The sequence below is a fragment of the Mesorhizobium delmotii genome, assembly GCF_900149755.1.
GTDB lineage: Bacteria > Pseudomonadota > Alphaproteobacteria > Rhizobiales > Rhizobiaceae > Mesorhizobium > Mesorhizobium delmotii.
On record NZ_FUIG01000026.1, the window covers coordinates 117,598 to 144,444 of the forward strand.

The 26,847-nt window shown below is 63.3% G+C and carries 25 protein-coding genes and 1 tRNA gene; 14 read left to right on the top strand and 12 right to left on the bottom strand.

Going from position 1 to position 26,847, the window contains the following annotated elements; genetic code table 11:
* Positions 1 to 2: 2 nt before the first annotated feature.
* From BQ8482_RS17205 to BQ8482_RS17215, 3 genes are all read right to left on the bottom strand, one after another.
* The gene (locus tag BQ8482_RS17205; RefSeq protein ID WP_123148734.1) at positions 3 to 854 is read right to left on the bottom strand and encodes a carbohydrate ABC transporter permease; all 852 of its coding nucleotides are present in this window, start codon (positions 852 to 854) and stop codon (positions 3 to 5) included.
* Entirely contained in the window at positions 851 to 1,711 is an 861-nt protein-coding gene (locus BQ8482_RS17210; protein WP_077380981.1) for a carbohydrate ABC transporter permease, read from the bottom strand. The genes BQ8482_RS17205 and BQ8482_RS17210 overlap by 4 nt, the downstream gene beginning before the upstream one ends.
* Positions 1,712 to 1,943: 232 nt before the next feature.
* A complete protein-coding gene (locus BQ8482_RS17215) occupies positions 1,944 to 3,215 on the bottom strand; it encodes an extracellular solute-binding protein (protein ID WP_123148735.1) in 1,272 nt (423 codons plus the stop codon).
* Between the two features lie 106 nt (positions 3,216 to 3,321).
* Between BQ8482_RS17215 and BQ8482_RS17220 the strand changes: the two genes are divergently transcribed.
* The 3 genes from BQ8482_RS17220 to BQ8482_RS17230 all read left to right on the top strand — a co-directional run bounded on the left by BQ8482_RS17220 (position 3,322) and on the right by BQ8482_RS17230 (position 5,152).
* The gene (locus BQ8482_RS17220) at positions 3,322 to 4,191 is read left to right on the top strand and encodes a helix-turn-helix domain-containing protein (protein ID WP_123148736.1); all 870 of its coding nucleotides are present in this window, start codon (positions 3,322 to 3,324) and stop codon (positions 4,189 to 4,191) included.
* Positions 4,192 to 4,301: 110 nt separating this feature from the next.
* Positions 4,302 to 4,646 carry a class I SAM-dependent methyltransferase gene (locus BQ8482_RS17225; RefSeq protein ID WP_123148737.1) on the top strand — a complete coding sequence of 115 codons (345 nt, stop codon included), beginning with the start codon at positions 4,302 to 4,304 and terminating at the stop codon, positions 4,644 to 4,646.
* Positions 4,643 to 5,152, top strand: coding sequence for an FkbM family methyltransferase (locus BQ8482_RS17230; protein ID WP_165848603.1), 510 nt, complete (start codon positions 4,643 to 4,645; stop codon positions 5,150 to 5,152). The genes BQ8482_RS17225 and BQ8482_RS17230 overlap by 4 nt, the downstream gene beginning before the upstream one ends.
* A gap of 1,002 nt (positions 5,153 to 6,154) precedes the next feature.
* Here BQ8482_RS17230 and BQ8482_RS17235 read toward each other — a convergent pair.
* Positions 6,155 to 6,229, bottom strand: a tRNA-Gly gene (locus tag BQ8482_RS17235).
* 230 nt (positions 6,230 to 6,459) lie between these two features.
* On the opposite strand from BQ8482_RS17235, the gene BQ8482_RS17240 reads away from it, so the two are divergent.
* The 4 genes from BQ8482_RS17240 (at position 6,460) to BQ8482_RS17255 (ending at position 9,300) form a co-directional block, all read left to right on the top strand.
* Complete coding sequence (locus BQ8482_RS17240) at positions 6,460 to 6,957, top strand: prolyl-tRNA synthetase associated domain-containing protein (protein WP_095495674.1); 498 nt, start codon at positions 6,460 to 6,462, stop codon at positions 6,955 to 6,957.
* Between the two features lie 93 nt (positions 6,958 to 7,050).
* Positions 7,051 to 8,037 (top strand): thioredoxin, encoded by a 987-nt coding sequence (gene trxA, locus BQ8482_RS17245; protein ID WP_123148931.1) that lies wholly within the window; start codon positions 7,051 to 7,053, stop codon positions 8,035 to 8,037.
* Positions 8,038 to 8,191: 154 nt separating this feature from the next.
* Positions 8,192 to 8,863, top strand: a complete 672-nt coding sequence (locus BQ8482_RS17250) for an LON peptidase substrate-binding domain-containing protein (protein ID WP_123148739.1) — start codon at positions 8,192 to 8,194, stop codon at positions 8,861 to 8,863.
* Positions 8,864 to 9,060: 197 nt separating this feature from the next.
* The gene (locus BQ8482_RS17255; RefSeq protein ID WP_123148740.1) at positions 9,061 to 9,300 is read left to right on the top strand and encodes a Trm112 family protein; all 240 of its coding nucleotides are present in this window, start codon (positions 9,061 to 9,063) and stop codon (positions 9,298 to 9,300) included.
* Between the two features lie 118 nt (positions 9,301 to 9,418).
* Here BQ8482_RS17255 and BQ8482_RS17260 read toward each other — a convergent pair whose 3' ends face one another.
* The 4 genes from BQ8482_RS17260 to BQ8482_RS39330 form a co-directional block, all read right to left on the bottom strand.
* Positions 9,419 to 9,889 (bottom strand): cupin domain-containing protein, encoded by a 471-nt coding sequence (locus tag BQ8482_RS17260; protein ID WP_123148741.1) that lies wholly within the window; start codon positions 9,887 to 9,889, stop codon positions 9,419 to 9,421.
* Positions 9,890 to 10,145: 256 nt separating this feature from the next.
* Complete coding sequence (locus tag BQ8482_RS17265) at positions 10,146 to 13,508, bottom strand: error-prone DNA polymerase (protein ID WP_123148742.1); 3,363 nt, start codon at positions 13,506 to 13,508, stop codon at positions 10,146 to 10,148.
* Positions 13,505 to 14,986, bottom strand: coding sequence for a DUF6504 family protein (locus BQ8482_RS17270; RefSeq protein ID WP_123148743.1), 1,482 nt, complete (start codon positions 14,984 to 14,986; stop codon positions 13,505 to 13,507). Before BQ8482_RS17270 ends, BQ8482_RS17265 begins: the two co-directional genes overlap by 4 nt.
* Positions 14,928 to 15,989, bottom strand: a complete 1,062-nt coding sequence (locus tag BQ8482_RS39330; protein ID WP_123148744.1) for an ImuA family protein — start codon at positions 15,987 to 15,989, stop codon at positions 14,928 to 14,930. Before BQ8482_RS39330 ends, BQ8482_RS17270 begins: the two co-directional genes overlap by 59 nt.
* Positions 15,990 to 16,163: 174 nt before the next feature.
* Here BQ8482_RS39330 and BQ8482_RS17280 point away from each other — a divergent pair, with 174 nt between their 5' ends.
* A complete protein-coding gene (locus BQ8482_RS17280; protein WP_095495668.1) occupies positions 16,164 to 16,586 on the top strand; it encodes a metallopeptidase family protein in 423 nt (140 codons plus the stop codon).
* Between the two features lie 190 nt (positions 16,587 to 16,776).
* Here the strand turns inward: BQ8482_RS17280 and BQ8482_RS17285 are convergent, their stop codons facing one another.
* On the bottom strand, positions 16,777 to 16,983 hold the full coding sequence (locus BQ8482_RS17285; RefSeq protein WP_095495667.1) for a DUF1737 domain-containing protein: 207 nt from the start codon (positions 16,981 to 16,983) through the stop codon (positions 16,777 to 16,779).
* Positions 16,984 to 17,009: 26 nt separating this feature from the next.
* Complete coding sequence (locus BQ8482_RS17290) at positions 17,010 to 17,888, bottom strand: HpcH/HpaI aldolase/citrate lyase family protein (RefSeq protein ID WP_123148745.1); 879 nt, start codon at positions 17,886 to 17,888, stop codon at positions 17,010 to 17,012.
* A 292-nt stretch (positions 17,889 to 18,180) separates the two neighbouring features.
* On the opposite strand from BQ8482_RS17290, the gene BQ8482_RS17295 reads away from it, so the two are divergent.
* The 4 genes from BQ8482_RS17295 to BQ8482_RS17310 all read left to right on the top strand — a co-directional run bounded on the left by BQ8482_RS17295 (position 18,181) and on the right by BQ8482_RS17310 (position 23,194).
* Entirely contained in the window at positions 18,181 to 19,710 is a 1,530-nt protein-coding gene (locus tag BQ8482_RS17295) for a DUF4153 domain-containing protein (RefSeq protein ID WP_123148746.1), read from the top strand.
* Between the two features lie 3 nt (positions 19,711 to 19,713).
* Positions 19,714 to 20,409 (top strand): response regulator transcription factor, encoded by a 696-nt coding sequence (locus BQ8482_RS17300; protein WP_123148933.1) that lies wholly within the window; start codon positions 19,714 to 19,716, stop codon positions 20,407 to 20,409.
* Between the two features lie 59 nt (positions 20,410 to 20,468).
* A complete protein-coding gene (locus tag BQ8482_RS17305; protein WP_165848613.1) occupies positions 20,469 to 21,965 on the top strand; it encodes an ATP-binding protein in 1,497 nt (498 codons plus the stop codon).
* 62 nt (positions 21,966 to 22,027) lie between these two features.
* Positions 22,028 to 23,194 (top strand): NAD(P)/FAD-dependent oxidoreductase, encoded by a 1,167-nt coding sequence (locus BQ8482_RS17310; RefSeq protein WP_123148934.1) that lies wholly within the window; start codon positions 22,028 to 22,030, stop codon positions 23,192 to 23,194.
* 227 nt (positions 23,195 to 23,421) lie between these two features.
* On the opposite strand, the gene BQ8482_RS17315 is transcribed toward BQ8482_RS17310, so the two are convergent.
* Positions 23,422 to 23,847 carry a GNAT family N-acetyltransferase gene (locus tag BQ8482_RS17315; protein ID WP_123148935.1) on the bottom strand — a complete coding sequence of 142 codons (426 nt, stop codon included), beginning with the start codon at positions 23,845 to 23,847 and terminating at the stop codon, positions 23,422 to 23,424.
* Positions 23,848 to 24,000: 153 nt separating this feature from the next.
* On the opposite strand from BQ8482_RS17315, the gene leuD reads away from it, so the two are divergent.
* Positions 24,001 to 24,606 carry a 3-isopropylmalate dehydratase small subunit gene (gene leuD, locus BQ8482_RS17320; protein WP_123148747.1) on the top strand — a complete coding sequence of 202 codons (606 nt, stop codon included), beginning with the start codon at positions 24,001 to 24,003 and terminating at the stop codon, positions 24,604 to 24,606.
* A gap of 61 nt (positions 24,607 to 24,667) precedes the next feature.
* Positions 24,668 to 25,597 (top strand): hypothetical protein, encoded by a 930-nt coding sequence (locus BQ8482_RS17325; protein WP_123148748.1) that lies wholly within the window; start codon positions 24,668 to 24,670, stop codon positions 25,595 to 25,597.
* A gap of 222 nt (positions 25,598 to 25,819) precedes the next feature.
* Here BQ8482_RS17325 and BQ8482_RS17330 read toward each other — a convergent pair whose 3' ends face one another.
* Positions 25,820 to 26,614 (bottom strand): lytic murein transglycosylase, encoded by a 795-nt coding sequence (locus BQ8482_RS17330; RefSeq protein WP_123148749.1) that lies wholly within the window; start codon positions 26,612 to 26,614, stop codon positions 25,820 to 25,822.
* Positions 26,615 to 26,847: the final 233 nt, after the last annotated feature.

Consider the following 26,847-nt stretch of genomic DNA (forward strand, 5'->3'; position numbering starts at 1 on the left):
TCCTATTTGATGGCGCCGGCGGCAATGCCGGCGACGAAATGGCGCTGCAAGAGCACGAACACGACGAGCATCGGCACGGTGAGCATGACGGCGCCCGCCATGATGCCGCCCCACGACACTTTGGTGAGGCCGATCAGCGTGCCGAGCGCCACCGGCGCCGTCATCGCGCCGGGCTTGGAATTGATCAGCAGCGGCCAGAGATAATTGTTCCAGGAGGCAAGGAACAGGATGATGGCGAGCGCCGCCAGCATCGGCCGCGCCAGCGGCAGCGCTACGAACAGGAAGATCCGCCATTCCTTGACCCCCTCGACGCGAGCGGCGTCGAACAGATCGCCCGGCATCATCGAGAAGCTCTGCCGCATGAACAGCACGCCGAGCGAATTGAAGAGCGGCGGCACGATCAGCGCCACCCAGGTGTTGGCGAGCTTGAAGTCGCGCGCCACCATGATGAATTGCGGGATCAGCACGACCGCATAGGGAAGCGTGATGGTGCCGAGGATGATCGCGACGACCACGCCCTTGCCGAAGAACTGGTAGCGCGCCAGCGCCCAGCCGGCCATCGAGGTGAGCAGTACCGACAGGAACGTGTAGGTGACCGCCACCGAGACGGAGATGCCGATGGCGCCGATGAAATTCGTGTCGCGCTGCAAATTGTTGACATTGTCGAGGAAACTGCCGTGCGGCAAAAGCTCGATGCTGGGACTGAAGATGCCTCTGTCGGGCATGGTCGAGAAGATTACCATCATCCACAGCGGAAACAGCCAGATCAGCGCCAGCGGCGTCAGGAACAGATGCAGCGCGATGCTGCGTCCCAATCTGGCGGAGGAACGGCTCGAAGAGGAACGCGAGCTCATTTCGGCTCCCTCGTCAGCCACAGTTGCACAAGCGAGATGGCGATCGCCAGCCCGGCCATGGTGTAGGCGATGGCCGAGGCGTAACCGAAATTGAGCGACCTGAAACCCTGGCGGTAAAGCAGCAGCCCGAGCGTTTCGGTGCCGCCGCCCGGTCCGCCGCGTTCGGTGATCAGGAACGGTTCGGTGAACAGCTGCATGGTGCCGATGATCGACAGCACGGCGCAGAACACGATGATCGGCTTGAGCAGCGGCAGCGTGATGTAGAAGAACTGCTTGAGCTTGCTGACGCGGTCCAGCGTCGCCGCCTCGTAGACATCCTGGGGGATGGATTGCAGGCCGGCGAGCAGGATGATGGCGTTGTAGCCGGCCCAGCGCCAGGTCACCGCGATCATGATGACCGCCATCGCCGGGGTGACGTTGGAAAACCAGTCGATACGCGGCAGGCCGACGCTGTTCAGCAGCTTGTTGATGATGCCGTAATCGAGGTTGAACATCAGCCGGAACACCGCCGAATAGGCGACTTCGCCGACCACGACAGGAGCGAAGAAGGCGAAGCGGAACAGGCCACGGGCTTTCAGCAGCGGCGAATTGAGTAGCACGGCCATCACGATCGCCAAGGTGATCATCACCGGCACCTGGATGACGAGGATAAGCAAAGTGTTCTTCAACGCGTTGAAGAAGGCCGGATCGCCGATCAGCCGGCCCCAGTTGAAGGTCGGCGCGAACCGCCACGGCACGGTGCGCGTCGCCTGGAAGGAGATCAGGAAGGAGCTGATGATCGGCCACAGCCAGAAGATCGAGAAGATCAGCAGGTAGGGCGCGAGGAAGCGATACGCCGTGGCGTTCTGATAGCGCATCATTGCCCTCCTTTGCCTCTCGTTTCTAGGTTTGCCGGCCTGCTGTCGAAGTCGGCGCCGCCGCTGTCTTACCTTCTCCCCTTGTGGGAGAAGGTGGATTTGGCGCGCAGCGCCAAGATGGTTGAGGGGTGCTGGAAGAAACTCGGCGCTGGCGCCAAGCTGGAACACCCCTCATCCGTCGCCTTCGGCGACACCTTCTCCCACAAGGGGACAAGGGGGAGCCGCGTTCAGCTCACTCTTCGACCGGCAGACCGGTCGCCGAGGCGATCTGGCTTGCGGCATCGTCGAGCGCCGCCTTGGCATCGGGATAGCCGCCGCCCAGATATGTGGTCTGCACCGCGCGGACGATGATTTCCGCGTCGCTCTGGAACGGCGTGCCGCGGCTCGGCACGACTTTGGGCAAGGTGCCGAGAATATCCTTCCACACCGCCTGGCCGCCCCAATAGGGCTGGCCTTCGGAGACATAGGGGTCATCGAGCGCCGAGATCAGCGACGGCACGAGGCCGAAGCCCTTCAGCATCGCTATCTGGCCCTCGTTGGTCGCGAGCGAGTATTTCAGGTAGGCGTAGGCGGCTTCCTTGTTGTTGGACACCGAGGTGATGGCGAGCGAGGAGCCGCCGAGATTGGCGGCGCGCGGGCCGTCGGCAGTGAGGCTCGGCATCAGGTAGACGCCCCATTTGCCGCTGCCGTCGGGCGACTCGGTGCGTATGGTGCCCTCGTACCAGCCGCCATACATCTGGGTGGCTACAGTGCCGGCGGTGTTGTTGGTGATCTTGGTGCTCCAGTCGGCCGAGGTGATGATGCCGGCATCATTCATCTCCTTGATCTTGGTCATCGACGCCACACAGGCCGGCTGATTGACGGTGATCGACTGCCCGTCGGCGGCGAAATAGGCGCAGCCCTGCTCGTTGGCGATCATCCGGAAGAATTCGGAGTCGCCGTTGAAATCGGCATTGGTCATCTTCACACCAGGATTGGCCTCCTGGATCTTCTTGCCGGCAGCAATGAAATCGTCCCAGGTCTTGATCGAGGTTGGATCGACGCCGGCCTTCTCGTAGAAGTCGCGGCGGTAGAACATCGCCACCGGGCCTGAATCCCACGGCATCGCATAGGCCTTATCTTCCACTTCGAGCTCGGTGCGCTTGAAGTCGGGGAATTTTGCCTGGTCTTCGGCTGTATAGCCGAGCGTGTGAAGGTCGACGAAGCAGTCCGGGAACTGGCTCCAGTAGTTCTCGGCCTCGCCGTTCTCGATCGTCACGATGTCCGGCAGCCCCTCGCCGCCGGCGGCGCAGCCGGCGATCGACTTGTCGTAGGTCGGGTTGTTGCCGAGATCCTGGACCGTGACCTTGATGTCGGGGAATTGCTTGTTGAAACCTTCTATGGTGGCCTTCAGCGACGAAGCGGCGACGTTCCAGCTCCAGATCGTGATTTCGCCGGATTGCGCAAAGGCCGGGGCAGAGCCCAGGGCAAGCGCGAGCGCGGCGCAGGTCAGTATGGTGCGCATTGAAATCCTCCCATTTCATTTGCTCTCTCATCGCGAGCATGCCTAGACTAGGCACTGGGGAAGGCTTGTCCGCGACAAAAGGAATAAAAAATTGGCGGAAAGTAAGATGCCGGAAAGGCCGTTTTACCAGCCTGGCGCCAGCAGCGTGGAGGGTCTGCCGCTGCTGCTGCAGATGTTTCACACCCAGCCTCTGGTGATGCTGAAGCCGCATTGGCATGCCCAGGTCGAGGTGAATTTCATCGTCCGCGGCGCCGTGCACTACCGCATGGATGAGCACGAGATCTCGCTTTCGGCCGGCGACATGTGCCTGTTCTGGGGCGGCCTGCCGCACCAGATGGACGATGCGTCGGACGACGCCGTCTATGCCGGCGCGCATCTGCCGCTGGTGCACTTCTTCCGGCTGCACCTGCCCGCGGACGTCCGCAACCGGCTGATGACGGGCGCGACATTGGTGACCAATGCCACCGACCGGTCCGACAGCGACAATTTCGAGCGCTGGAACCGCTACGTCCGGTCAGGCGATCCGGGCAAAGCCGAGCACGCCGTCAACGAACTGCTTCTGCGGCTGGAGCGGGTGCGCTTCGAACCTTACCGGCTGGTACCCGAAACTCCGATCGAGCAGGAAGCAGGCAGCCCCTTCGATCAGCAATCCCTGCGCAATGTCGGGCGCATGTGCGACTTCATCGCGGAGAATTTCCTCTACGACATCGACTGCGTGGACATCGCGGCGGCGGCCGACATTCATCCCAAATACGCCATGAGCATTTTTAAGAAATCGACCGGCATGACACTCAACGAATATGTCAACCTGTTGCGGCTCAGCTACGCGCAGGCGCTGCTGATGCACCAGGACGCCAACGTGCTGCGCGTCGCCATGGACTCCGGCTTCGGCTCGCTCAGCGCCTTCAACAAGTCGTTCCGCAAACTGGCCGGCATGTCGCCTTCGGATTTTCGCAGAGGTGCAGGCGCCAGATAGTCCCAGTGAATCAGATAGTCCAAGTCAAATAGAGCCACGCCGGTCGATGCCGGCGCTACAACGCCCTGCGCCGGTTGAAATGCCGTCACGGGTTGAGCTATCAGCAGCGGATGAGGCTCAAAGAATTTTTTTACCTGCTTGGATTGAAGCCAAGAACACGCGTTTACGGCCACTCGATACAGATCATCGATCTCCCGAAAGACGGGAAGATTGAATTCGCTCGATGGAAGAACCCGCGCGGGGCAGATCTCGATCTCGCCCAGGGCGAGGTCGATGATCTCCGGACGTTCCTGAGCGATGGCGACGTGGCGATCGATGTTGGCGCCCAGGTCGGCGACAGCACGGTACCGATAGCGCTCGCCTGCGGACCGCAGGGCCTGGTCCTCGCTTTCGAGCCGAACCCTTATACCTCACGATCCTCGGCGCCAATGCCGCGCTCAATCCTTCCCGATTGAACATTTTTCCGATTCCCTACGCGGCAACGCCGGAAGATGGGTCGTTCGTCTTCGACTACGGCAACCCGGAGTTCGAGAACGGCGGCAACCACACCGGGGTGTCGCGGTGGAAGCACGGCAGCGCTTTCAGTATCCCGGTCGAGGGGCGGCGGATCGAACCGTTGATCCGTGCCCGGCTTGGCCAGCGCATCAAGCGCCTGCGCTACATCAAGACCGACGTGGAGTCGCACGACCTGTCGGTTTTGACCTCGATCGGCGCGCTGATCGACGAATGCCGGCCCTACATCAAGTCCGAGGTCAATCACAATCTTTCGGCGGACGAGCGGCTGCGGATGCACCGGTTCTTTGCCGACAAGGGCTACGACGTCCACCTGGCTGGGCCGACAACGCTGTTCGGTCCGAAGCTCAGCGAAAACGACCTCGGCAGGAAGATGAAATTTCGACATGTTCGCAGTTCCCCGCTAACGCCGCCGGTCCTTCCAGTGCGTCGCCTTGGAGGACGGTAGAGACAGGCGCAGTGCGCCGGAAGTCAGCATATCCTCGCCGAGCCCGCCCGCCTCGCGAAGCCGCCCTCCGAACCCCAAAACGGCCACGGGCCAGTTGAGCGTCCGCGCGAAAAACGCACCACCGGCCGAAGCCGGTGGCGCTCTCTGGATCAGTCTGTAGGGGCAGGACCGTCCAGGGATCCCTTAGGATCTGGCTCAGATCCCTTAGGACCTGGCTCAAATGTCGGCTTTTCCTTGATCCGGGGCATCGGCCGAACAGATGAAGGAGCCCGCCAGCCTGGCAAGAATCTCGATAATGCGGTGCGCCGCCGCGCAGCGCATGATTTGCAATTCTATTCGGCAGCGTCAGGAATTTCGCCGGAGGTGTCGTCGGAAGACTCTACCGGGTCATCCGCGGCCGTTCTTGCCAGGAACTTGTCCAAGGCTACCTGCAAGGACAGGGTGGCCTGCGGCGAGGCTGGCGTCGTCGAAACGACAGCCATTGCATGAGCAATTCCCCGAGTGGACTTATCCCTGGCCGCCGCAGACGTTGCGGCTCCGTGTCCCTGCGATCCGGCCGCGGCCGAGTTTCCGCCGTTGCCGTTGCTTGCGCCGTTACCCTTCCCGCCGCCATTGCCGCCGGGTCCGGCGAGGACTGGAGACGCGACAAGGGCGAGAGCGGCGACCGTTGCGAACAGACTGGTTCGAGTTTTCATAATTCCTCCTTCGAGCCGCCCTCCCGCCAGGATGATTCCGGGTTATGACTATGAGGACTCTCTAATATGATGGTCCACTGCTTAGCCAGTTTGGTTTAAATACACCTGTCCGCAAGGGACCTTGGTCCGAAATTGAAAGGCAAAGGTCCTAACTCTATTGGGGGTTTTCCGAGCGGCGAACAAAGCGCCTGCAGGCAGCCGGCAAGCCACAAGCTCGCTCCGTCTGCTGAGTGATGCCGTGCAAGCCCAAAAGCGAAAAAGCCGCGGCGAACCGCGGCTTTTCGATGCTTGATTCCCCTTGGGAAATTGGAGCGGGTGAAGCGATTCGAACGCTCGACCCCAACCTTGGCAAGGTTGTGCTCTACCCCTGAGCTACACCCGCTCGCGCGGCTTTTGGGCCGCAAGCCGCGCCTATATGGCTGAAGGGCGCGGCGATTGCAACAGGGAAATCGCAGGTTTTTTGGCCGCACCGGCGACGTAAACGAGCCTTCCCTAGCGCGGATAGGAACGCAATCGGCAGCCTTGCTGCGCAACGGTCTTGTCTCGGCCGCGTCATTGGCCGTAAACGGCATGATCCAAACCGCGACAACAAGAAGTCCCACAAGAAACAACATGCCGAAAACCGAAGCCGAGCTTTTCGCCTTTCTCGCCGATCTCGGGATCGAGGTCTCGACCTTGCGTCATCCGCCGCTGTTCACGGTCGCCGATTCGCAGGCGCTGCGTGGAGAAATTGCCGGCGGGCACACCAAGAATCTTTTCCTCAAGGACAAGAAAGACAATTTCTTCCTGGTCAGCGTCGGCGAGGAGGCGGTGGTCGATCTCAAGCAGATCCACAATGTCATCGGCGCCGCCGGGCGCGTGTCCTTCGGCAAGCCGGAGATGCTGATGGAGCTTCTCGGCGTCGTTCCGGGCGCGGTCACGGTGTTCGGCTTGATCAACGATACGGAGTTGCGGGTCAAGGTCGTTCTCGACCAGGAGTTGATGGGCCATGCGGTCATCAATGCCCATCCGCTGACCAATGAGGCAACGACGTCGATCGCCGCCGCCGACCTCGTCAAATTCGTCGAGGCAACCGGGCATGATGCTGTTATCTTGAAAGTGACGGCATGATCGCCACATGGATGACGATAAACCGACTTCCGAGTGGGGATAAGGACGTTGTGCCGGGCCGGTGGCCGGCGGTGCGACCGAAAGGATGACGAGATGAGCGATAATAATCCATTTGGCAGCAGTGGCGGGCAGTATGCCACGTCGGTGCAGTATGGCGGCACTGACGCCACCCCCGCGAAAGTCGCGCTTGGCGAGCCGCCTGTCGCCGTCGACGTCATCAAGGATACGACGACCGCCACATTTGCCGCCGACGTCATCCAGGAATCGCGCCGTCAGCCGGTGCTGGTCGATTTCTGGGCGCCATGGTGCGGACCCTGCAAGCAACTGACGCCGCTGCTGGAAAAGGCGGTCACGGCCGCCGGCGGCAAGGTCAAGCTGGTCAAGATGAACATCGACGACCATCCTTCGATCGCCGGACAGCTCGGCATCCAGTCGATACCGGCAGTCATCGCCTTCAGGGACGGCCAGCCGGTCGACGGCTTCATGGGCGCCATTCCCGAGAGCCAGATCGCCGCGTTCATCCAGAAGGTCGGCGGCAAGAATAATGGTGCGCCGCAGGTGGCCGAGGCGCTAGCCGCGGCCGCGGAGGCGCGCGCCGCCGGCGATGTGCAGACCGCGGCGGATATCTACGACGCGATCCTGGAACAGGCGCCGGAGACGATCGAGGCGATTGCCGGGCTGGGCGATCTGCTGTTCGAGGCCGGCGATGCCGAGGGCGCCGAAGCCGTGCTGGCGCGGGCGCCGGAAGCAAAAAAGGATGCGCCGCCGCTTGCCGCGCTGCGTGCCAAGATGGCGCTTGCCGCGCAGGCACAAGCACTTGGCAATCCGGCCGAGCTCGAGCGGCGCCTGGCTGAGAACCCCGGGGACCACCAGGCACGGTTCGATCTTGCCATGATCCAGAACGCCAACGGCGAGCGCATGGCCGCGGCCGACAATTTGCTGGCGATCGTCAAGGCCGATCGCTCGTGGAACGACGACGGCGCCAAGACGCAATTGCTGCAGTTCTTCGAGGCATGGGGCATGACCGACGAAGCAACGCTGGCGGCGCGGCGCAAATTGTCGTCGCTGCTGTTTTCGTGAGCGCGCATCAAGCTGTTTTTGCCTGATGGCCTTGCGGTCGGCGGCGGCTGCGCCAGATTAGGGCGAGAGATCAGGCCGTCGGTTCTCTCGCTTGTGCCGATCGGGGAGGATCGGGATTTGATGCGCTTCTTGAGGAAGCGAGCGGAGGTTCGAAGTGCAGGCGGGAAACGCGCATTACCGGCTCGATACCGATTTGCCGTCGACGGTGCCGATCTTCCCGCTTGAAGGCGCATTGCTGCTGCCGGGTGGCCGCATGCCGCTCAACATTTTTGAGCCGCGTTATCTGGAGATGGTCGATGAGGCGATCGCCGGATCGCGGCTGATCGGCGTCATACAGCCCAGCCTCGACGGCGCGCAGCGTGCCGACGGCGAGCCGGAGCTTTGCAATGTCGGCTGCGCCGGACGCATTATCGCGCTTTCCGAGAGCGGCGACGGCCGTTACCTGATTACGCTGCAAGGTGTGTGCCGGTTCCGCATCGTGCAGGAACTCGCGGTCAAGACGCCCTTCCGCCAGTGCCGGTTTGCGCCCTTTCTCACCGATCTCGACGAAGATCAGGCAGAGGCCGGAATCGACCGGCCGGCGCTGCTCAAGGCGTTTCGCGCCTATTTGCAGGCCAACGATCTTGAAGCCGACTGGGAAAGCGTCAGCCGCGCCGAAAATGCCATGCTGGTCAATGCGCTGTCGATGATGGCTCCCTACGGGCCGGCCGAGAAACAGGCGCTGCTCGAAGCGGCGGATTTGAAGACACGCGCCGAAACGCTGATCGCCATCACAGAAATGGCACTGGCACGCGAAAACGAGGATTTCGGGTCGAGTCTGCAATAGGCAAGGTAGAAGGACGCAGGGATTAGCCCAATTGCGGAAGTCGGCGCCGCCCCTCATCCCCCTGCCGGGACCTTCTCCCCGTATAGTGACGGGGAGAAGGGGCTGGTGGCGGGCTCGGCACCCGTCCTGCAACGCTGGTGATTGGCGAAACCGCGAACGCGAAAGCTGAAGTGATTGCCCAAAGAAGGACAGACCGAATGGTGGATGGGCGTGACGGAAAGAAGGTCAATGTCGACCCCAAACTGCTGGAATTGCTGGCCTGCCCGCTTACCAAGGGCCCGCTTACCTGGGATCCGGAGCGCGGCGAACTCATCTCGAGGGTCGCACGGCTCGCTTATCCGGTGCGTGACGGCATCCCGATCATGCTGCCTTCGGAGGCGCGCTCGCTCCCCTTCGAGGACGGATTGCCACCGCCGCGGCTGGGTGGACCGTCCTGAATGGCGGGCCCCCGCGGCGGATCTTTGCCATCGTCAATGATGACAGTTGTGTGAGGCACCGGCGCCGCCGCCGCGCTTGGCGGCGGCGGCGGCAGTTGGCCTTCAAGCCCGCGGCTGGCTATTGTGTTTTTTGAGGATCGTCCGCCGGATTGACATACTTGAGACCCCACGGGCCATTGGTGGTGATTTGGACGACAGTCTCCTCATCGAAGTAAACGAAATGTGCCGTGCTGGGCGGCAGTGCGAAGAAACTGCCCGCAGGCAGTGCCTTGGCGGCGCTCCGATCGGCGGTTTTGCCCATTCCAAGATTAGTAGTCCCTGATATGACTGTGACCACCTCATCCGCAGGATGCGTGTGCGGTGCGATCGCGTACCCAGACGGCACTTTGAGCCGAAGGGCAAACAAACCTTCCTTGGTGGGATCGCCGAACAAGACCGCCGCTTCTGCTCCGGCAGGAAGCACTTTGGGGGCCGGGCCCCACTTAATATCATTGGGAGCGACCATTGTGTGCGCATCCTCTGCCGAGGCAAAGGAAGCGATTCCGCAGAATCCGATCAAGCCGATTGCAAATATCGATGCGATTTTCATGATAACCTCCCTGTGTCGCCGGGCCTTCCACCCCGTTGCGCGCTGGGGCAGGCCCGCAAACCGTCCAGAATAAGTCCGCGACCATGTCTAAGCAAGCGCTCCTCTACCTCCGCCTTGGGTCGAACTTGGTCATTCAGAGTGATTGGGTTTCGACCCTGGAGCGGCGGACCCTCAAGTCGAATCGGACCGCCGCTCCATCTTCTTGTTTGAGCATCGGATTCTCCCAAAACCGGTGCCCCAGCTTTCGGATCATGCTCTATTGAAAATTGCGACCCTTGGGCATGACCTGTTCCGCCTTTCCCGATAGCGCCGCGAGATCCCGCAGGACAGACCGGTCCTGCGCGCCACCCGGAATGGGGTGGATCCCGTCATGGCTATCTTCGGCGCGGCCGCTGGCCGAGGGCGCATTTGCGGGATCAGGGGCACCAGCCTCCTCCAGGAGCGTCGCCAGCCAGGGCGTCAGATCCTCGACCTTCTCGGCAACGATATGGATGACGTCCGATTCCGACTGCAGTTTGCCGGTGACACGGACCAGCCGCGCGCCCATGACAATGGGCCGGTAGCGGTTAAAGGTTCTTTCCCAGAAAATGACGTTGGCGACCGCCTGCTCGTCTTCCAGCGTCAGGAAAATCGCTTTGGCGTTACCCGGTCGCTGCCGCACCAAAACAAGGCCGGCGACCGAAACGCGCTTGCCGTCCCGAACCTGGCCGAGGCGCGCATTGGGCGTGACGCCGGAACGGTCCAGCCGCTGGCGCAGAAAGGCCAACGGATGCGCCTTCAGCGACAGGCCGAGCGAACGGTAGTCGTGGATGACATGCTCGCCGAGCGGCATAGTCGGCAGCCTGGTCTCGGGCTCGAGATCGCGCAAACGGATCCCCGGCTGGTCGAACAGCGGCAAGGTCTCGGCGGCACTCCTGCCGTCGAGCGCGCGGACCGCCCACAGTGCGTCGCGGCGGTCGAGGCCGAGCGAACGGAAAGCGTCGGCTTGTGCCAGCTTCTCGATCTCATCGACGTAGAGGCCCGAGCGCAGCCAGACATCGCGAACGGATTCATAACCGTCGCCGCGTCTGGCGACAAACACCTCCATGCGCTCCTTCGACAGGCCCTTGACCTGACGAAAGCCCAGCCGGACAGCATGATTGGTCCGGATGACACCGCGCATCTGGGCATGGCGGTCGAGGACGCGGGCCGGGTCGAAAGGCGCTTCCTCCAATGCGCAGTCCCAACCGGAAAAATTAACGTCGACCTCGCGGATTTCGACGCCGTGGTCGCGCGCGTCGCGGACAAGCTGAGCCGGCTGATAGAATCCCATCGGCTGGGAATTCAGGATCGCGGCGCAGAACACGTCTGGATAGAAGGTCTTGAACCAGCAGGAGGCATAGACCAGCAGGGCGAAGGAGGCGGCATGGCTTTCGGGAAAGCCGTATTCGCCGAACCCCTCGATCTGCTTGAAGCAGCGCTCGGCGAAGTCCTTTTCGTAACCCCGCAAAACCATGCCGTCGACCATCCGCTTGCGATAATTGCCGATCGTGCCGGTGCGCTTGAAAGTGGCCATGGCGCGGCGCAGTTCATCGGCCTCGCCCGGCCTGAAGCCGCCGGCGACGATGGCGATCTTCATCGCCTGTTCCTGGAACAGCGGCACGCCCAGCGTCCTGCCGAGTATCTCTTCCAGCTCCGGCTTGGGATATTCGGGCTTTTCCTTGCCCTGCCGGCGGCGCAGATAGGGGTGGACCATGTCGCCCTGGATCGGGCCCGGCCGCACGATCGCCACCTCGATGACGAGGTCATAAAAGGTACGTGGCCTGAGGCGCGGCAGCATCGACATCTGGGCGCGGGATTCGATCTGGAAGACGCCGATCGTGTCGGCGCGGCAGATCATGTCATAGACATGTTTGTCCTCGGCAGGGAGGGTGGCCAGCACATAGGGCTGGCCATAGTCATCCCGTGCCTCCGGATAATGATCCTGAAGCAGGGTGAAGGCACGCTGAAGGCAGGTCAGCATGCCGAGCGCCAGCACGTCGACCTTGAGGATTTTCACCGCGTCGAGATCGTCCTTGTCCCACTCGACCATCTTGCGTTCGTCCATCGCCGTCTTGATGATGGGCACGATCTCGTCGAGCCGGTCCCTGGTGATGACGAAGCCGCCGACATGCTGGGACAGATGACGGGGAAAGCCCATGATCTCGTTGGCGCATTCGATCACCTGCCTTGTCGACGGATCGGTTTGATCGAGGCCGCCGGCCCTGGTCTCCTTTTCGCCGAGCTCCGAGGTCGACCAGCCCCAGATCGAGCTGGACAGCGCGCTCCTGACGTCGTCCGACAGGCCCATCGCCTTGGCCACTTCGCGCATCGCCGACCGGCCCCGGTAGCTAACGACGGCCGCGGCAAGCGCGGTGCGCTTGGCGCTGTATTTGGAATAGATATACTGGATGACCTCTTCGCGCTTTTCATGTTCGAAATCGACATCGATATCTGGTGGCTCGTTTCTTTCCTCGGAAATGAAGCGCTCGAAAAGCGAGTCGATCCGCTCGGGGCCCACTTCGGTGATGCCGATGCAATAGCAGACCACCGAGTTGGCTGCGGAGCCGCGTCCCTGGCAGAGTATGCCCTGGCTGCGGGCGAATTTGACGATGTCGTAGACAGTCAGGAAATAGCGCGCGTAATTCAGGCGCTCGATCAAAGCGAGCTCTTCCCGGATGCGCTTCGTCACATCGGCGGGAACGCCTGAGGGATACCGTATCGCGGCTCCCTCTCGAGCCAGCCGTTCCAGTTCGGCCTGTGGCCCGAGGCCGGATTCCGTCGGTTCGTCGGGATAATTGTATTGGAGGTCACCGAGCGAGAAGCTCAATTCGCCGGCAAAGCGCAGCGTTTCCGCCAGTGCCTGCGGATGCCTGCGGAAAAGCCGCGCCATCTCCATTGGCGGCTTCAAATGGCGCTCGGCATTGGCCGCCAGTTCCAGCCCCGCTTCGGAAACAGGTACGTTGAGGCGGATCGCCGTCAGCACGTCCTGCAACCGGCGCCGTTCGGACGTATGGTAAAGAACGTCGTTGGTCGCCATCAGCGGAATGCCTGATACCTCAGCCATGGCAGCTGCCTGCTCGATACGGAAGCGGTCGTTGCCGTGATAATCCGGCGAAACGGCAAGCCGCAAAGCCTTGCCGAAGCGATCTTTAAGCCGGCTAAGCAAAGTGAGGTCATCATTGGCGCCCGCCGACAGATCCGGCAGGACTGCCAGCGACATGAGATCGCCCCATTCGAAAAGGTCGTCGCGATAGAGAAGCGGTGCGCCCTTTTCGCTTTCGTCGCGCATATTGGCTTGCGTCAGCATGCGGCACAGATGGCCCCAGCCTTTGCGGTCCTGCGGATAGGCGAGAACGTCGGGCGTGCCGTCGCAAAAAACCAGGCGGCAGCCAGGATGATAGGAAAGACCTTCCACCTTGGCCTGCTGCCAGGCGCGCACGACGCCCGCCACCGTATTGCGGTCGGCAAGCCCGATCGACGAAAAGCCCAGGAACTTTGCCGCGACCACCAGCTCCTCCGGTTTCGAGGCGCCGCGCAGGAACGAGAAATTCGACTGGATGCCGAATTCGGCATAGGGAACGGCCGTCAGCGCGTTCATGCGAAGACCCCATGCATGAACCAGCGCGGCGCAGCGTGCGAGGCGCCGTAGAGACCCTGGCGGTAGAGCCAGTAACGGCGGCCGTCGCTATCCTCGATGCGGAAATAATCCCGGGTCGGCGCGTCCTCCTGCCCCGCCGCCTCCCGCCACCATTCCGGGGCGATGCGTTCGGGCCCTTCGGCGCGCGCGACCCGGTAGAGAGCCCGCCGCCAACGGAAATTCATCGGCGGTCCCTCAGGCATTTCGGTGGCCGGCACCTCGATCGGTTCGGGCGAACGGAACAGCCGGATCGGCCGTTCCGGCCGAAAGACAGGCTTGGAGGAAGTGTCTTGTATCTTGCCCGGCTTCTTCGGCGGAGAGACCCTTTGCGGCGCCTCCGCATAGGGAAGCATGGCGACGGCGCGCTCCGGCAGATGACTCTCGACGGCGACCGGTTTCAAAACCGCGCTGTCGCCGAGCCGGGCGCGGATGCGGTCGGCGAAAAGGGCGATGTCGGCGCCGTCGTCGCGCGTTTCGCCGGCGAGATCCGCCTGCTGCATGTCGAAGGCCGCAGCCGACAGGACCGAGAGGCGCACGAGATCGAAGCCATAGCCGGCATCGATGTCCTGTTCGAGCGCGGCAAGCCTTTCGTGAAACAATTTCTGGATCAGCAACGGCTCGCGCAACGGCCGCGAGGTGCCGACGGCGATGCGGCTGACGGCGCCGTCGACGCGGAAGAGCAGCAGCGCCAGCCTTCTTGCGCCCTCGCCGCGGCGCTCGAGGTCCGCCTTCAATGTCGTCGCCAGCATTTTCACCAGCCGCTCTATTTCGTCGGTCAGCATGATGGGTTCTGCGAGATGGCGTTCGACCGAAAGCGGCGCCACCGGCAGGCGCGGCGACACCGCCTCGTCGAGGCGGCCGAGCGCCTGGTCGAGGCGCAAAAGCAGCGAGACACCGAAGCGGCGGGCGAGCGGCGCGCGCGGTGCTGCCATGACGGCGCCCGCCGTGCGCAGGCCGACGCTTTCCAGGCTGGCGCGGATATCAGGCTCGATGCGCAGCGCCGCCAGCGGCAAGGGTGCGAGGAGCGCTTCCTCTTCGCCACCGGGGACAATGCGATCACTGGCAAACCGCGCCGCCGCCCAGGCTGCACCAGGTGTGGCGGCAAGGCCGGCGCGGACATCGAAACCCTGATGGAAAAAGCGCGACAGGATGTCGTCCAGCATCGACCGTTCGCCGCCGAAAAGATGGGTACAGCCGGTGACGTCGAGGAACAGGCCATCGGCTGCGTCGAGCGCCACCAGCGGGGTGTAGCGGTCGCACCAGTCGGCAAGGCTTTCGAGCAGGCGGCGGTCGGCCTCGGGATCGGCTTCCACCACGTCGACCGAGGGATGCATGGCGCGCGCGTCGGCTATGCCCATGCCGCGCTTCAGGTGAAGCGCCTCAGCCCGCTCGTCGAGGGCGGCGATGCGCTGCGCGTTCCCCTGGCGATGGCTGATCACCAGGGGCAGGTGATCCGACGGCCGGGAACGCCAGGACCGCCCCAGACGCTGCCGCAGGATCCTTTCCGCGGCGAGATGCGGAAACCACAGGGACAGGATTCGCTGCCCGTTCTTCCCCGGTCCTTCTTTCCTCGAAACTGCGTTCATCGGGGTTCCACTCCAGTGTGAATTGTCCTGGCAAGGCCGTGCGGCTCTTGCCGATGCTGACGGTGAAGGCGGGGCGGCCGATCGAGCCGGCGAGCGGCCCGGCGATCGTCTCGCGGGGTGCCGACGGCGCCGCCGACAGGACGAGGCGGACGGGTGCCGCCGTCGGCTCGGATTCGCCGGCCTGGCGCAGCAGGAACACCGGCCGGCCGGCATTCTGTGCCCGGGCGTGCAGCCGCCGCGTCGCGGTGAGGTCCAGCCGCTGCGGACTGCCGCGGATTTCGAGGATGACGGCGGCGAGTGCCGTCATCCGGGCGGCCTCCTCGGCGGTCCACAGCGCATCGAGGAGCCTTGGCGCCTCGGAAAACAGCAATTGCTCCGGCTCGATGCCGAAAAGGGCGTGAAGCCCCCTGGCATAGGGAAAGCCGGCCTCCCGGAAGATTTCCGCGGTGCCGATCCACAGGACCGGCAGTCGCGGCCCCTGTTTGAGGATCAGGCTGACGAGCGACAGGGCGAAGCCGGCGACGGCCCCGGCATCGCGGGTCGCGGCGCCATGGATCTCGCTCAGCGCCGCCTTCGGCAGGCCGCCGCTGAGCGCAGTATCGAGACCTTCGGCGCCGGTGCGCAGAAACGCATCGGGCGGCGCCACGGCGAGGCCGCGGCGGACGATTGTTAGATCCTGAGGCGGGATGTCCGCTGTTGGATTCTGGGGCGTGACATCAGCTGTTGGATTCCGGGGCGCATCAACGGGGGCTGCGCCGGCCGGCGCCTCCAGGCGCTCGGGCAGCGTTCCCTCGATCTTCGCGATCTGGCGGCGCAGGGCAAAAACAGTCTCCCGCGCCACGGCGCTTGTCGCCATGACGGTCAGCTTCCACTCACAATTGTTCCTGTTATGTTCTCTAGGATTCCAGAGGGCGACCGAAGAGTCAAGCGGAGTCATGGGGAATTTATTCCTGTCCTCGCGTAGGCGGCAACCCGCCCATTTGCCGAGCCCGGCTCGAAAGCCTATATGCCGGGATCAGAAGGACAAAGCATGGCCCGCATCTACAAGACCCGCACCTGGCACGACCAGCTTTCGCCGTCGATGGAGGAAATGGAGTTCCTGGCGCTGGAGGCTTACGCCCATCTGCCGGAGGAGTTTCGCAAGCTGACCGGCGAGATCGTCATCCAGATCGCCGAATTTCCGACCGACGAGATCATGGACGATCTGTCGCTGGAAACGCCTTTCGACCTGCTCGGCCTGTTCGAGGGGCGCGGCATTGCCGAGCGCTGGAATCCGCAGACCGGCGAGGGGCCGAACCGCGTCACGCTCTACCGCCGCGCCATCCTCGACTACTGGGCCGAGAACGAAGAGACGCTGGGCGACATCGTCACCCATGTGCTGATCCACGAGATCGGCCACCATTTCGGCCTGTCGGACGATGATATGGAGCGGATCGAAGAGGCGGCGGAGTAGGCTGTGTTGATATTCAGGTGATGCCGGCCTGCGAACGGCAGTTCCCTGCGCTTCCGGTGCTCACGTACCCAAAGTACGCTCCGCTCCGGTTCTCGGGAAACCACCCAGTCTGGTCGCTTCGCGCCCGTCTTCGACTCCGGCGCGGCCTGACCTGAATCTCAACACACCCTGCGTCGGAGCTTTGCAAAATCTACCAGTCGCTGAGCTTGGTGTTGGGCCCGTATTCCTGACCCTCGATATCCTTTACCACGGCCTGGCCGCAGCGCATGGCCTTGGCCTCCATGTCGTAGGAATAGGTCGGCGAGCCGAACAGGTGCCAGCCCTTGTTCAGCGCTGCCGTCACCTTGTGGCAGAAGCTGGAATCGTCCGGACCGGACAGAAAGCGGTAGAGTTTCATTTTTCATTCCTGTCGTGAGTTGCCAATCATGCCCCGATGGCGGCCGCCTTCGCCAGCAGTTTTTCGGCCTGCGCCAGATGCAGCCGTTCGACCATTTTTCCATTCAGCGCAATGACACCCTTGCCGGCATTTTCGGCAAGCGCGAAGGCATCTTTCACCGAGCGTGCCTCGGCCACCGCTTCGGCAGATGGCGCGAAGGCCCGGTTCGCGGCATCGATTTGAGCCGGGTGGATCAGCGACTTGCCGTCGAACCCCATGGCGGCCGCTTCCCCGCATTCGCGCGCAAAAGCGTCCAGATCACGAAAATCATTGAAGACACCATCGAGCAGGTCGAGGCCGCCGGCGCGCGCGGCGAGCACCATCTGCATCAGCCACGGTGTGAGGTAGCGCCGGTCGGGCGTGGCGAGAGTGCCGGTCTCCTTGACCAGATCGTTCGTTCCGGCAACGAAACAAACCAGCCGCGAGTCCGGATCGCGGCCAAGCTCGGCGATCGGTCCGATGTTGAGCAGAGCCTTGGGCGTTTCGATCATCGCCCATAGTTTCACCTCGTCGGGTCCGAAATTGTCGTCGAGGACGTCGCCGGCTTCCAGAACGTCGCGCGGTGTGTCGACCTTGGGCAGCAGGATGGCGTCGGGCTCGCAGAGTGCCGCCGCCAGCAAGTCCTTGGGCCCCCATTCGCTGGAGAGCGGGTTGATGCGCACGACCATCTCGCAGCGCCGGCCGGGGCGATTTGCGAAGATGCCGGCCAGTTTTTCCCGCGCGGAGACCTTGTCGGCCGGGGCGACGGCATCTTCGAGATCGATGATGACGGCATCGCAGGCCAGCGACGAGATCTTGGCCAGCGCCTTGTCGTTCGAGGCCGGGACGTAAAGCACCGAGCGCCGCGGGCGGTAGGTTTCAGTCATCTCAGATCTATGCCGCCTGCGGCCGGTCGAGGCAAGCGGTCTTGGCCTGCACGAAAACTGCACGGGATTGCGGAAAATCTCCTCCGACGCGCCTCGCTGCCCTCATTTCGGCCGGCGATACAGGCGGTATGCAAGAGCGAGAAAAGCCCCGTTGGTCCCTGCCGTACCGCCTCCGCAATGACGGTTGGTGGCTGGTCGATCCACCGCGGCCGAACGGTTCGGCGACCCTCTTCCCCTTCATCCGCAAATCTCCGCCCCCCGGCCGGATCAAAGCCGCTGAGAAAATCCGATCATGACATCGTTGCTTACGGCCGCGCCGAGCTATTGCGCGCGATTCGGCGTTGCCGTCCTGCTTGCCGCGCTGGCGGATTTCTTCTTCTATGGGCAGCCCGTCGGCATCACGTTTTTCCTGTTCGGCATCACGCTTGCCGCCGCAGCAGCGGCCATCCAGCCGTCGGCGCTCAGCGCCCGCGGCCTGTGGTCCGTTGCCTTGCTTGTCGGGCTGCTGCCGCTTATCGAAAATGTCAGTGCGCTGTCGGTCGCGATCGGGCTGGTGGCGATGGCCGTCTTTGCGCTTTCGCTGGTCGGGCGGCTGTGGCGCGGCGCTGCCCGCATTGCCGGCCAGGTCGCGCTCTTCCTGCTCGCAGCACCCTTCCGGTTCGTCCACGATTTCTTCTGCTGGCGCAAGGCGGCACGGCGGTTCGGTCGGCGGCGCATCCGCCTGGCGGCGATCGCCGTCTGGATCATGCCGCTGACCCTGGGCGCAGTGTTTCTCGCGCTGTTCGGCGCCGCCAATCCGGTCATCGAATACTGGTTGTCGCTGATCGATCTCCTCGCACTGCTCGACTTCATCGAGCTGCCGCGGCTGGCCTTCTGGCTGTTCGCGCTTGCCGGCGTCTGGGTCTTTCTGCGCCCGCGGCTGCCGCGCTTTTTGCGCCGCATTGCACATCTCGCGTTGCCTATCCCCCTCGGCGTGACGACGACAAGAGCCACCGCTGCGGTCGAGGACATCATCTTCGGCAAGGCCGCCATTCTTCGCGCGCTGGTCGTCTTCAACATCCTGTTCGCGGTGCAGACCGTGCTCGACGCCACTTATCTGTGGGGCGGCATCGCCCTTCCCGACGGGCTGACCTATGCCGCCTACGCGCATCGCGGCGCCTATCCCTTGATCGTCACGGCGCTGCTGGCCGCCGGTTTCGTCCTGGCGGCGTTGCGGCCGGGCAGTGCGACCTCCGGCGATCCGTTCATCCGCCGGCTGGTCTATGTCTGGGTGGCGCAGAACATCGTTCTGGTCGTCTCGTCGATCCTGCGGCTCGAACTCTATATCGGCATCTATGCGCTGACCTACTGGCGCGTCGCCGCCTTTGTCTGGATGGGGCTGGTGGCGGCGGGCCTCGCCCTGATCATCGCCCGCATCGCGCTCGGAAAATCCAATGAATGGCTGCTTTCCGCCAATCTTCTGACGCTATCGGCGACTCTTTATGCCTGCTCGTTCATCAACTTTGCCGCACTGATCGCCAACTACAATGTCGACCGTTCGTACGAGATGAGAGGTCCCGGCACCCGCCTCGATATACGTTATGCCCGCTCGCTCGGCCCCGACGCGCTGCCCGCCCTCGACCGCTTCTTCGACCAACAAAAGAAGACATTCCTCACCGATCTCCGAGACCCAGCCGACGCTGTGACCGAAGCCCACTACCGCGCCGAGCAAAGAAACTGGCGCGCGTGGAGCTTTCGCGACTGGCGGCTTCTGCGCTACCTCGACAGGAGAGGGTCGCTCGTGGTTCCTGACGGATACGAATCTCACGCGCCGGGTCGCTGATTGATGCCGCATAACATCCTAGTCGCCGACGACGATCCGCACATCCGCGAAATCATCTGCTTCGCGCTCGAAAAGGCCGGCATGAAAACGGTTGCCGTAGCCGACGGCGCTGGCGCATTGCAGGCGATCGAACGCCGCGCGCCCGATCTTGTCGTGCTCGACATCGGCATGCCGGAGATGGACGGCCTGGAGGTCTGCCGGCGGCTGCGGCACACATCCGATGTGCCGGTGCTGTTCCTGTCCGCGCGTGATGAAGAAATCGACCGCATCCTCGGGCTCGAAATGGGTGGCGACGACTATGTCACCAAGCCTTTCAGCCCGCGCGAACTGGTCGCCCGCGTCAATGTCATCTTGCGGCGCGCTCGCCCGACAAAGGCCGAACAGGCCGACGACAGGCAATTCTCGCACGGCAGACTGGCTTTGCTGCCGGCCAGCCACGCCGCCAGCTTCGACGGCAGGCCGCTGGTGCTGACCTCGATCGAATTCGCCATCCTGAAAGGGTTTCTGGCACGCCCGGCGCATGTGCTTGACCGCGACATGGTGATGGCCAATGCTTATGCCGCTAACATCCATGTCGCCGACCGCACCGTCGACAGCCATATCCGCAACATCCGCGCCAAGCTGGCGGCGGCCGGCTGCACGGATGCGATCGAGACCGTGCATGGCGTCGGCTTCCGGCTGGGCAGGTGCGGCGCGTGACGGCGCAGAAATGGCGGCCGCGCCTCGCCACGGTCGTTGTTACCATCTTGATCATGGTGATGGCGCTGCCGCTGGTCGGCCTGTTCTTCTTCCGGCTCTACGAGAACCAGCTGATCCGCCAGACCGAGGCCGAGCTGATCGCGCAGGGCGCCGTCCTCGCCTCCATCTATGCGCAAGACGTCCGCGCCGCGGGCATCCCGGCCGAGAGGCTCGGCGCGGCCGTGCCTGCCGACAGAGACAATCCGGACTCTCCCTACCGGCCGATCGAGCCAAGCCTCGATCTCGCCTCCGACAGGGTTCTGGCGACACGGCCTGCGGCGACGGCCGCCACCGTCGATCCCGCCTTCACGGCGCTCGGCGCTCGCCTGTCGGGCATTCTTGCCGAGACGCAGAAAACCACGCTTGCCGGCTTCCGGCTGCTCGACCCAAAAGGCGTCGTCATCGCCGGACGCGAAGAGGTCGGCCTGTCGCTCGGCGCCGTCGGCGAGGTTCGCGCAGCACTTGCCGGCCGCTATGCCAGCGCGCTCCGGCAGAGGGTTCCGAACCAGCCGTCACCATCGCTCTATTCGGTCAGCCGCGGCACGAGAGTCCGCGTCTTCGTCGCCATGCCGGTCGCGGTTGACGGCAAGGTCGCCGGCGTGGTCTATCTGTCGCGAACACCGAACAACATCGTCAAGCATCTCTATGGCGAGCGCGGCAAGGTGGTGCTGGCGGCGATCGCCGTCCTCGGCGGTACGCTGCTCATCGGCCTGATCTTCCTGCGCACTGTCAGCCGGCCGATCTACGCGCTGATGGAACGGACAAAGCGCATCGCTGCTGGCGACCGCGAAGCCATCAGGCCGCTCGATCATCACGGCACGCGCGAGATGGCAGCGCTTTCCGACGCCTTCCTCGACATGGCCGAAAAGCTGCATGCGCGGTCGGACAGCATCCAGACCTTCGCCACCCATGTCTCGCACGAGCTCAAATCGCCGCTGACGGCGATCCAGGGTGCGGCCGAATTGCTGCGCGATTCGGGTAGCGCAATGGACGAGGCCGAGCGGCGGCGGTTTTCCAACAACATCGTCACCGACGCGGGGCGGCTTAATCTGCTGGTACGCCGTCTGCTCGACCTGGCGCGCGCTGAAAATCTTGCGCCCAGCGGCGAAAGCACATCGCTCGGTGCTGCGCTGGCACTGCTGCCGGCCGAGGACAGGCTGGCGGTGCGCGTCGAGGCGGGCGGCGATATCGGTCTGCGCATCTCGGCCGAGAATGCAGCCATCGTGCTCGCCAATCTCATCGACAATTCGGCCCGCCATGGCGCGACGCTCGTTTCGATCACGGCGGCGAGCGCGGACGGCAAGGCGACGATCCTGGTGAGCGACGACGGCGCCGGCATTTCGCCCAGTAACCGGGGGCGGATCTTCGAGCCGTTCTTCACCACGCGCCGCGATTCAGGCGGCACCGGCATGGGCCTCGGCATCGTGCTGGCCCTCCTGAAAGCGCATGATGGCACGATCCGGCTGGTTGACTCCGAGCGCGGCACGCGCTTCGAGATCATCCTGCCGGCTGTGTGAATTGGAGCCTGATCCGAAAACCGGCTTTCGGCATCATGCTCTGGAACTGGAGAATCGAAAAAGTGCGCTACGACGTCGTCATCATCGGTGGAGCCATCGTCGGCTCCTCGATCGCCTATTATCTGCGCGAGGAAGGCTTTTCGGGCTCGATCGCGCTGGTCGAGCGCGACCCGCAATTCGCCCATGCGGCAACGACGCTGTCCTGCGCTTCGATCCGCCAGCAGTTTTCGATTCCCGAAAACATCCGCCTGTCACAGTTCACGTTGAAACTGTTCCGGCGACTGACGGAAGAATTCGGGGCCGACGCCGATATCGGCTTTCGCGAAGGCGGCTATCTCATCCTTGCCGGCGAGAACGGGTTGCCGATACTCAAGGCCAACCACGAGACGCAGTTGGCCGAGGGCGCCGACATCGTGCTTGAGGATGCGGAGGCGCTCGTCCGCCGGTTTCCGTGGCTGTCGACGGAGGGCATCACCGCCGGCGCCTACGGCCGCACGGGCGAGGGCTGGTTCGACGCGCATGCCATGCTGATGCTGTTCCGCAAGGCCCTGCGGGACAAAAACATCGATTTCATCACCGCTGATGTGACCGGTATCGAACGGCAGGGCGACCGCGTCACCGGGGTAAACCTCGACAACGGCGAGCGGCTCGACGCCGGCATCGTCGCCAACGCCGCCGGGCCAAATGCCGGCAAGGTTTCCGCAATGGCCGGACTGGCGCTGCCGGTGGAGCCGCGCAAGCGCAACGTCTTCATCTTCGAGGCGCGCGAGAAATATGATGACATGCCGCTGCTGGTCGATCCCTCAGGTATCTATGTCAGGCCGGAAGGCTCGGTCTACATCACCGGCGGCGGCGAGCCGGAAGAGGGCGACGGCCCTGCCGATCCCAGCGATTTCGAGCCCGACTGGCCGCTGTTCGAAGAGGTAATCTGGCCGGTGCTGGCCACCCGCATTCCCGCCTTCGAGGCAATCAAGCCGACGCGCGCCTGGGTCGGCCATTATGACTACAACACGCTCGACCAGAACGCGGTGGTCGGCCCGCATCCGCAGGTCAGGAATTTCCTCTTCGCCAACGGTTTTTCCGGCCACGGCCTGCAGCAGGCGCCGGCGGTCGGCAAGGCTTTGGCCGAGCTGATCGTACATGGCGGCTACCGCACGGTGGACTGCTCGGCGTTTGGGTACAGCCGTGTCGCCGAGGGGCGGGCGTTTCGGGAGTTGAATGTGATTTGAAGGGAAAGGCGGCGATCGCTCCGCGATTTTTGATGCTGGAGGGACAGCGCCCCGCTTCTGTCCTGCCGGACATCTCCCCACGAGTGGGGAGATTGGCTGTCACCACCGCTTTCGCCAACCTCCTTCGTCGCAGGGCGAGCGGGCGCTGAAACTGCTAATCTCCCCCCGTGTGGGGGAGATGTCCGGCAGGACAGAGGGGGGCGCGAAGGATCGCGACAGGCGAGCCGTCAGCGCTCGCGGCCGAACCAGAACGCGTCGGCCATGGGCGCCATGCCGATCCGTTCGTAGAAGCCGACGGCGTCGGGCACGGAAATCAGTGAGATGGCGACGGACGGCCCGAGCTGCCGCCGCGCTTCATCGAGCAGGCCCTTGCCGACGCCGAGCCCCTGCGCCGATTTGCAAACGGCGAGCTCGGAAATATAGCATACCCACGAGAAGTCGGTGATGCCTCGGGCGAGGCCAATCAGCGGCTTGCCAGGCGCATCGAGGCGCGCCGTCAACACCAGATCTGCATTGGCAAGCATCGCCTTCAGACGGACGTCGTCATCGATGGGCCGAGTGACGCCGAGGCCGGATTCCACCAGCACGCGGCGGAACTCGGCTGCGTCGAGGGCCGGTTCGCTGGCGTAGAGGACTTCGGGACGTGTTGTCATGCCGGCCAAGGTGCACCATAGGGCGGCAACTTTGAAGCGGTCTGTGCTCCAGGACCAGGGCCAGCCGAAAACAGCCGCCTTTTATTTGCCCGCAGCTTTGTGTAAACCGGGCGCCAACACATCCCCGCAGCGAAAAGAAGACGGGCAAAGACCATGGAAAAATTCACCAAGCTCACCGGCGTTGCCGCGCCGATGCCGATCGTCAATGTCGATACCGACATGATCATCCCCAAGGATTATCTCAAGACGATCAAGCGCACCGGGCTCGGCAGCGGACTGTTCGCCGAAATGCGCTACAAGGACGACGGCTCGGAAAACCCCGACTTCGTGCTCAACAAGCCGGCCTATCGCAAGGCGCAGATTCTGGTCGCCGGCGACAATTTCGGCTGCGGATCGAGCCGGGAGCACGCGCCGTGGGCGCTGCTCGATTTCGGCATCCGCTGTGTCATCTCGACCTCGTTCGCCGACATTTTCTACAACAACTGCTTCAAGAACGGCATCCTGCCGATCACCGTCAGCCCCGAGGATCTGGAGAAGCTGATGGACGACGCTTCGCGCGGCTCCAACGCAACGGTGTCGGTCGACCTCGAAGCCAAGGAAATCCGCGGCCCCGACGGCGGGGTGGTCAAGTTCGACCTCGACGACTTCAAGAGGCACTGCCTGCTCAACGGGCTCGACGATATCGGCCTGACCATGGAGAAGGCCGACGCTATCGCCTCGTTCGAGAAGAAGAACGCCGCTGAGCGTCCCTGGGCCTAAGCGGTACGATGACCCCGGCCGCGACAGGCCGAGTTCGTGGCGGCTGAACGGAGGGACAGTCATGACACGTTCGCTTCTTGCCGGCGCCTGCGCGCTGGCGTGGATTCTGATGCCGGTGGCTGGCGCGCATGCACAGACCGACACGGTGCTCGTGCCGGCTGACGATGCGTCCGGCCGGGCCGCCGACCTGGGCGCGTCGAGCAATGCGGCCCTAGCCGACGATGACAGCCAAGCACCGGTCCCGTTCGAGAGTGGGCAGCTGACCATCACCCAGCAGGAAGAGTATGGCGAGAAGGTGCTGGCCTATGACGGCAAGCAGCTGGCCAGCAATTACGAGGTGTCCTTCGACAGGATCGTCAAGGTCGGCGGGGTCAACGTCGCGCTGGTCGATGTCGGCGATGGCGGCAACCAGTGCGGCCCGGCCACGGTGATCGTGTGGAAGCCAGAAGGCGGCACCATCCAGAGCATCACGGTCGAGCAGGATGAATGCGGCGCACCGCCGGCTGCGATCTCCGACAGCGCCATCTATTTCGTGCCCTATCTGCTGCCGGGCGTTTCCAAGCCGGCGCTGCAATGGTCGCCGACGGACGGGCTGACGACTTCCGGCAATCTCACCTATATGCCGGAGCCCGGCACTGACTGGAAAGACGTCGATCCGTCGAAATACGACAACATCGTCGCCGCTTTCCACAACGAGGCCGTCTACAGGCTGGCCGAGACGCTGCTCGGCAAGGAGATGCCCGAGATGGCGACCAGCCTGCTGGTCGGCGGCGGCACCGAGAAAACCGCCTCGGGCGCCTTCTATGCCAGCGGCTGCGTGCCGCACAATTGCGGTGGCAATGACGGCTTCATGGCGGTCGACCCGGCCAACCACAAGCTCTATTTCGCCCGCCGGGGCGACAAGCCCGAGCCGGACGCGTGGCCAGCTGTGAACACGTGGCCTGCCGAGGTCAGGGAAGCGATGGACAAGGCGCTCGGCTCGCCGAATTAGCTTCTCTGCTTCGCGCCTTCGTTCCCGAGGCGGGGCCGAGCGGCGGCAGTCGTAACCCTAAAGCGCGTTGCGTCTGAAAGGATTCACGCGACGCGCTTTAAGTTCTTGTTTTTATGCATGTCGCTATCCCAAAACCGCTGCGCACTTTTGGGCGACATGCATTAGAGCATCAACAAAAAGGCCCGGCGCATGGCCGGGTTTTCCGTCGAATAGAGATTTCCATCAGTCGCCATCGATCGCCGTGGCCATGCGGGCGATGGCCTGTTGATAGACGCTCGCGGAATTCCAGCCAGCAATTGCGCCCATATTCGCCTGCGCGCTCCCGCCGGCCCGCCAACCATGACCCTTGAGGAAGTTGGCGGTGGAAGCCAACGCAGTGCTCTTGTCGCGCAGATTTTTGTTGCCGACTCCATACTTCAAAACATTTCCGGGCAGGAACTGCGTGTGGCCAATCTCGCCATGCGCGGCACCGACCGACGACGCGCTCAACGCTCCGCGATCAACCAGCTTCAGGGCTGCAATGGCATGCGGATAAAAGAACTCCGGGCGGCGGCAATCATAGGCAAGCGTTAAAATGGCAGAGACGGTATTCTGGTTGCCCATGGAGGAACCGAAGCCGGTCTCCATGCCCCAGATGGCGAGCAACACACCCGGCGACACGCCGTAGGTTCCCTCGATCTTGTCGAACAGCGCCGCGTTCGACCTCTTCAGCGAACGGCCCTTGGAAATGATGGTGGACGCGCCACGGCGCTTCATGAAAGCTTCCACCGAGCCGCTGAAAGCCTTGTGGATAGCGCGGTCGGCGGCGATCGTCCTTTTTGCGTAGGTCGCGTTAGCCAGAGCGGCCAGACCCTTCGAGCCTACACCGTTGGCACTAGCCTCCGAGGCGAACTCAGCCTTCCACGCTTCGAAGCCCGCGCCAGTATTGCCGCACTGGGCGGCCTGTGCCGCTGTTGCCGCCGCAAGCATCATCAATGCTGCCGCCGCGAAAATCTTTCCCTTGGCAAAAAATGCCATGTTTCTCTCCTGGTTGCCTGGATCTTGTCCCAAATACGAATTTGCCAGCGAAACGCCCGGTTGTCACTGATGGAGCGACGTGCGCCCACTTGGACGCAGTACGTTCCAACACTTTACAATCTGCGCATCGTGCTTTCCGAAAATCGGAACCGATTTTCGAGCCGATGCGCTAAGAACTCGTTTACGCATCGCCGCCGCAGGGCTGGCGAATGCCGGACAACTTGCTTACGATC

What these genes read in the sequence shown, in the direction of transcription:
- BQ8482_RS17205 (WP_123148734.1), bottom strand. Translation starts at nt 854, where the DNA reads ATGAGCTCGCGTTCCTCTTCGAGCCGTTCCTCCGCCAGATTGGGACGC.
- BQ8482_RS17210 (WP_077380981.1), bottom strand. Translation starts at nt 1,711, where the DNA reads ATGCGCTATCAGAACGCCACGGCGTATCGCTTCCTCGCGCCCTACCTG.
- BQ8482_RS17215 (WP_123148735.1), bottom strand. Translation starts at nt 3,215, where the DNA reads ATGCGCACCATACTGACCTGCGCCGCGCTCGCGCTTGCCCTGGGCTCT.
- BQ8482_RS17220 (WP_123148736.1), top strand. Translation starts at nt 3,322, where the DNA reads ATGCCGGAAAGGCCGTTTTACCAGCCTGGCGCCAGCAGCGTGGAGGGT.
- BQ8482_RS17225 (WP_123148737.1), top strand. Translation starts at nt 4,302, where the DNA reads ATGAGGCTCAAAGAATTTTTTTACCTGCTTGGATTGAAGCCAAGAACA.
- BQ8482_RS17240 (WP_095495674.1), top strand. Translation starts at nt 6,460, where the DNA reads ATGCCGAAAACCGAAGCCGAGCTTTTCGCCTTTCTCGCCGATCTCGGG.
- trxA (WP_123148931.1), top strand. Translation starts at nt 7,051, where the DNA reads ATGAGCGATAATAATCCATTTGGCAGCAGTGGCGGGCAGTATGCCACG.
- BQ8482_RS17255 (WP_123148740.1), top strand. Translation starts at nt 9,061, where the DNA reads ATGGTGGATGGGCGTGACGGAAAGAAGGTCAATGTCGACCCCAAACTG.
- BQ8482_RS17260 (WP_123148741.1), bottom strand. Translation starts at nt 9,889, where the DNA reads ATGAAAATCGCATCGATATTTGCAATCGGCTTGATCGGATTCTGCGGA.
- BQ8482_RS17265 (WP_123148742.1), bottom strand. Translation starts at nt 13,508, where the DNA reads ATGAACGCGCTGACGGCCGTTCCCTATGCCGAATTCGGCATCCAGTCG.
- BQ8482_RS39330 (WP_123148744.1), bottom strand. Translation starts at nt 15,989, where the DNA reads ATGGCGACAAGCGCCGTGGCGCGGGAGACTGTTTTTGCCCTGCGCCGC.
- BQ8482_RS17280 (WP_095495668.1), top strand. Translation starts at nt 16,164, where the DNA reads ATGGCCCGCATCTACAAGACCCGCACCTGGCACGACCAGCTTTCGCCG.
- BQ8482_RS17285 (WP_095495667.1), bottom strand. Translation starts at nt 16,983, where the DNA reads ATGAAACTCTACCGCTTTCTGTCCGGTCCGGACGATTCCAGCTTCTGC.
- BQ8482_RS17290 (WP_123148745.1), bottom strand. Translation starts at nt 17,888, where the DNA reads ATGACTGAAACCTACCGCCCGCGGCGCTCGGTGCTTTACGTCCCGGCC.
- BQ8482_RS17295 (WP_123148746.1), top strand. Translation starts at nt 18,181, where the DNA reads ATGACATCGTTGCTTACGGCCGCGCCGAGCTATTGCGCGCGATTCGGC.
- BQ8482_RS17300 (WP_123148933.1), top strand. Translation starts at nt 19,714, where the DNA reads ATGCCGCATAACATCCTAGTCGCCGACGACGATCCGCACATCCGCGAA.
- BQ8482_RS17305 (WP_165848613.1), top strand. Translation starts at nt 20,469, where the DNA reads ATGGCGCTGCCGCTGGTCGGCCTGTTCTTCTTCCGGCTCTACGAGAAC.
- BQ8482_RS17315 (WP_123148935.1), bottom strand. Translation starts at nt 23,847, where the DNA reads ATGACAACACGTCCCGAAGTCCTCTACGCCAGCGAACCGGCCCTCGAC.
- leuD (WP_123148747.1), top strand. Translation starts at nt 24,001, where the DNA reads ATGGAAAAATTCACCAAGCTCACCGGCGTTGCCGCGCCGATGCCGATC.
- BQ8482_RS17325 (WP_123148748.1), top strand. Translation starts at nt 24,668, where the DNA reads ATGACACGTTCGCTTCTTGCCGGCGCCTGCGCGCTGGCGTGGATTCTG.
- BQ8482_RS17330 (WP_123148749.1), bottom strand. Translation starts at nt 26,614, where the DNA reads ATGGCATTTTTTGCCAAGGGAAAGATTTTCGCGGCGGCAGCATTGATG.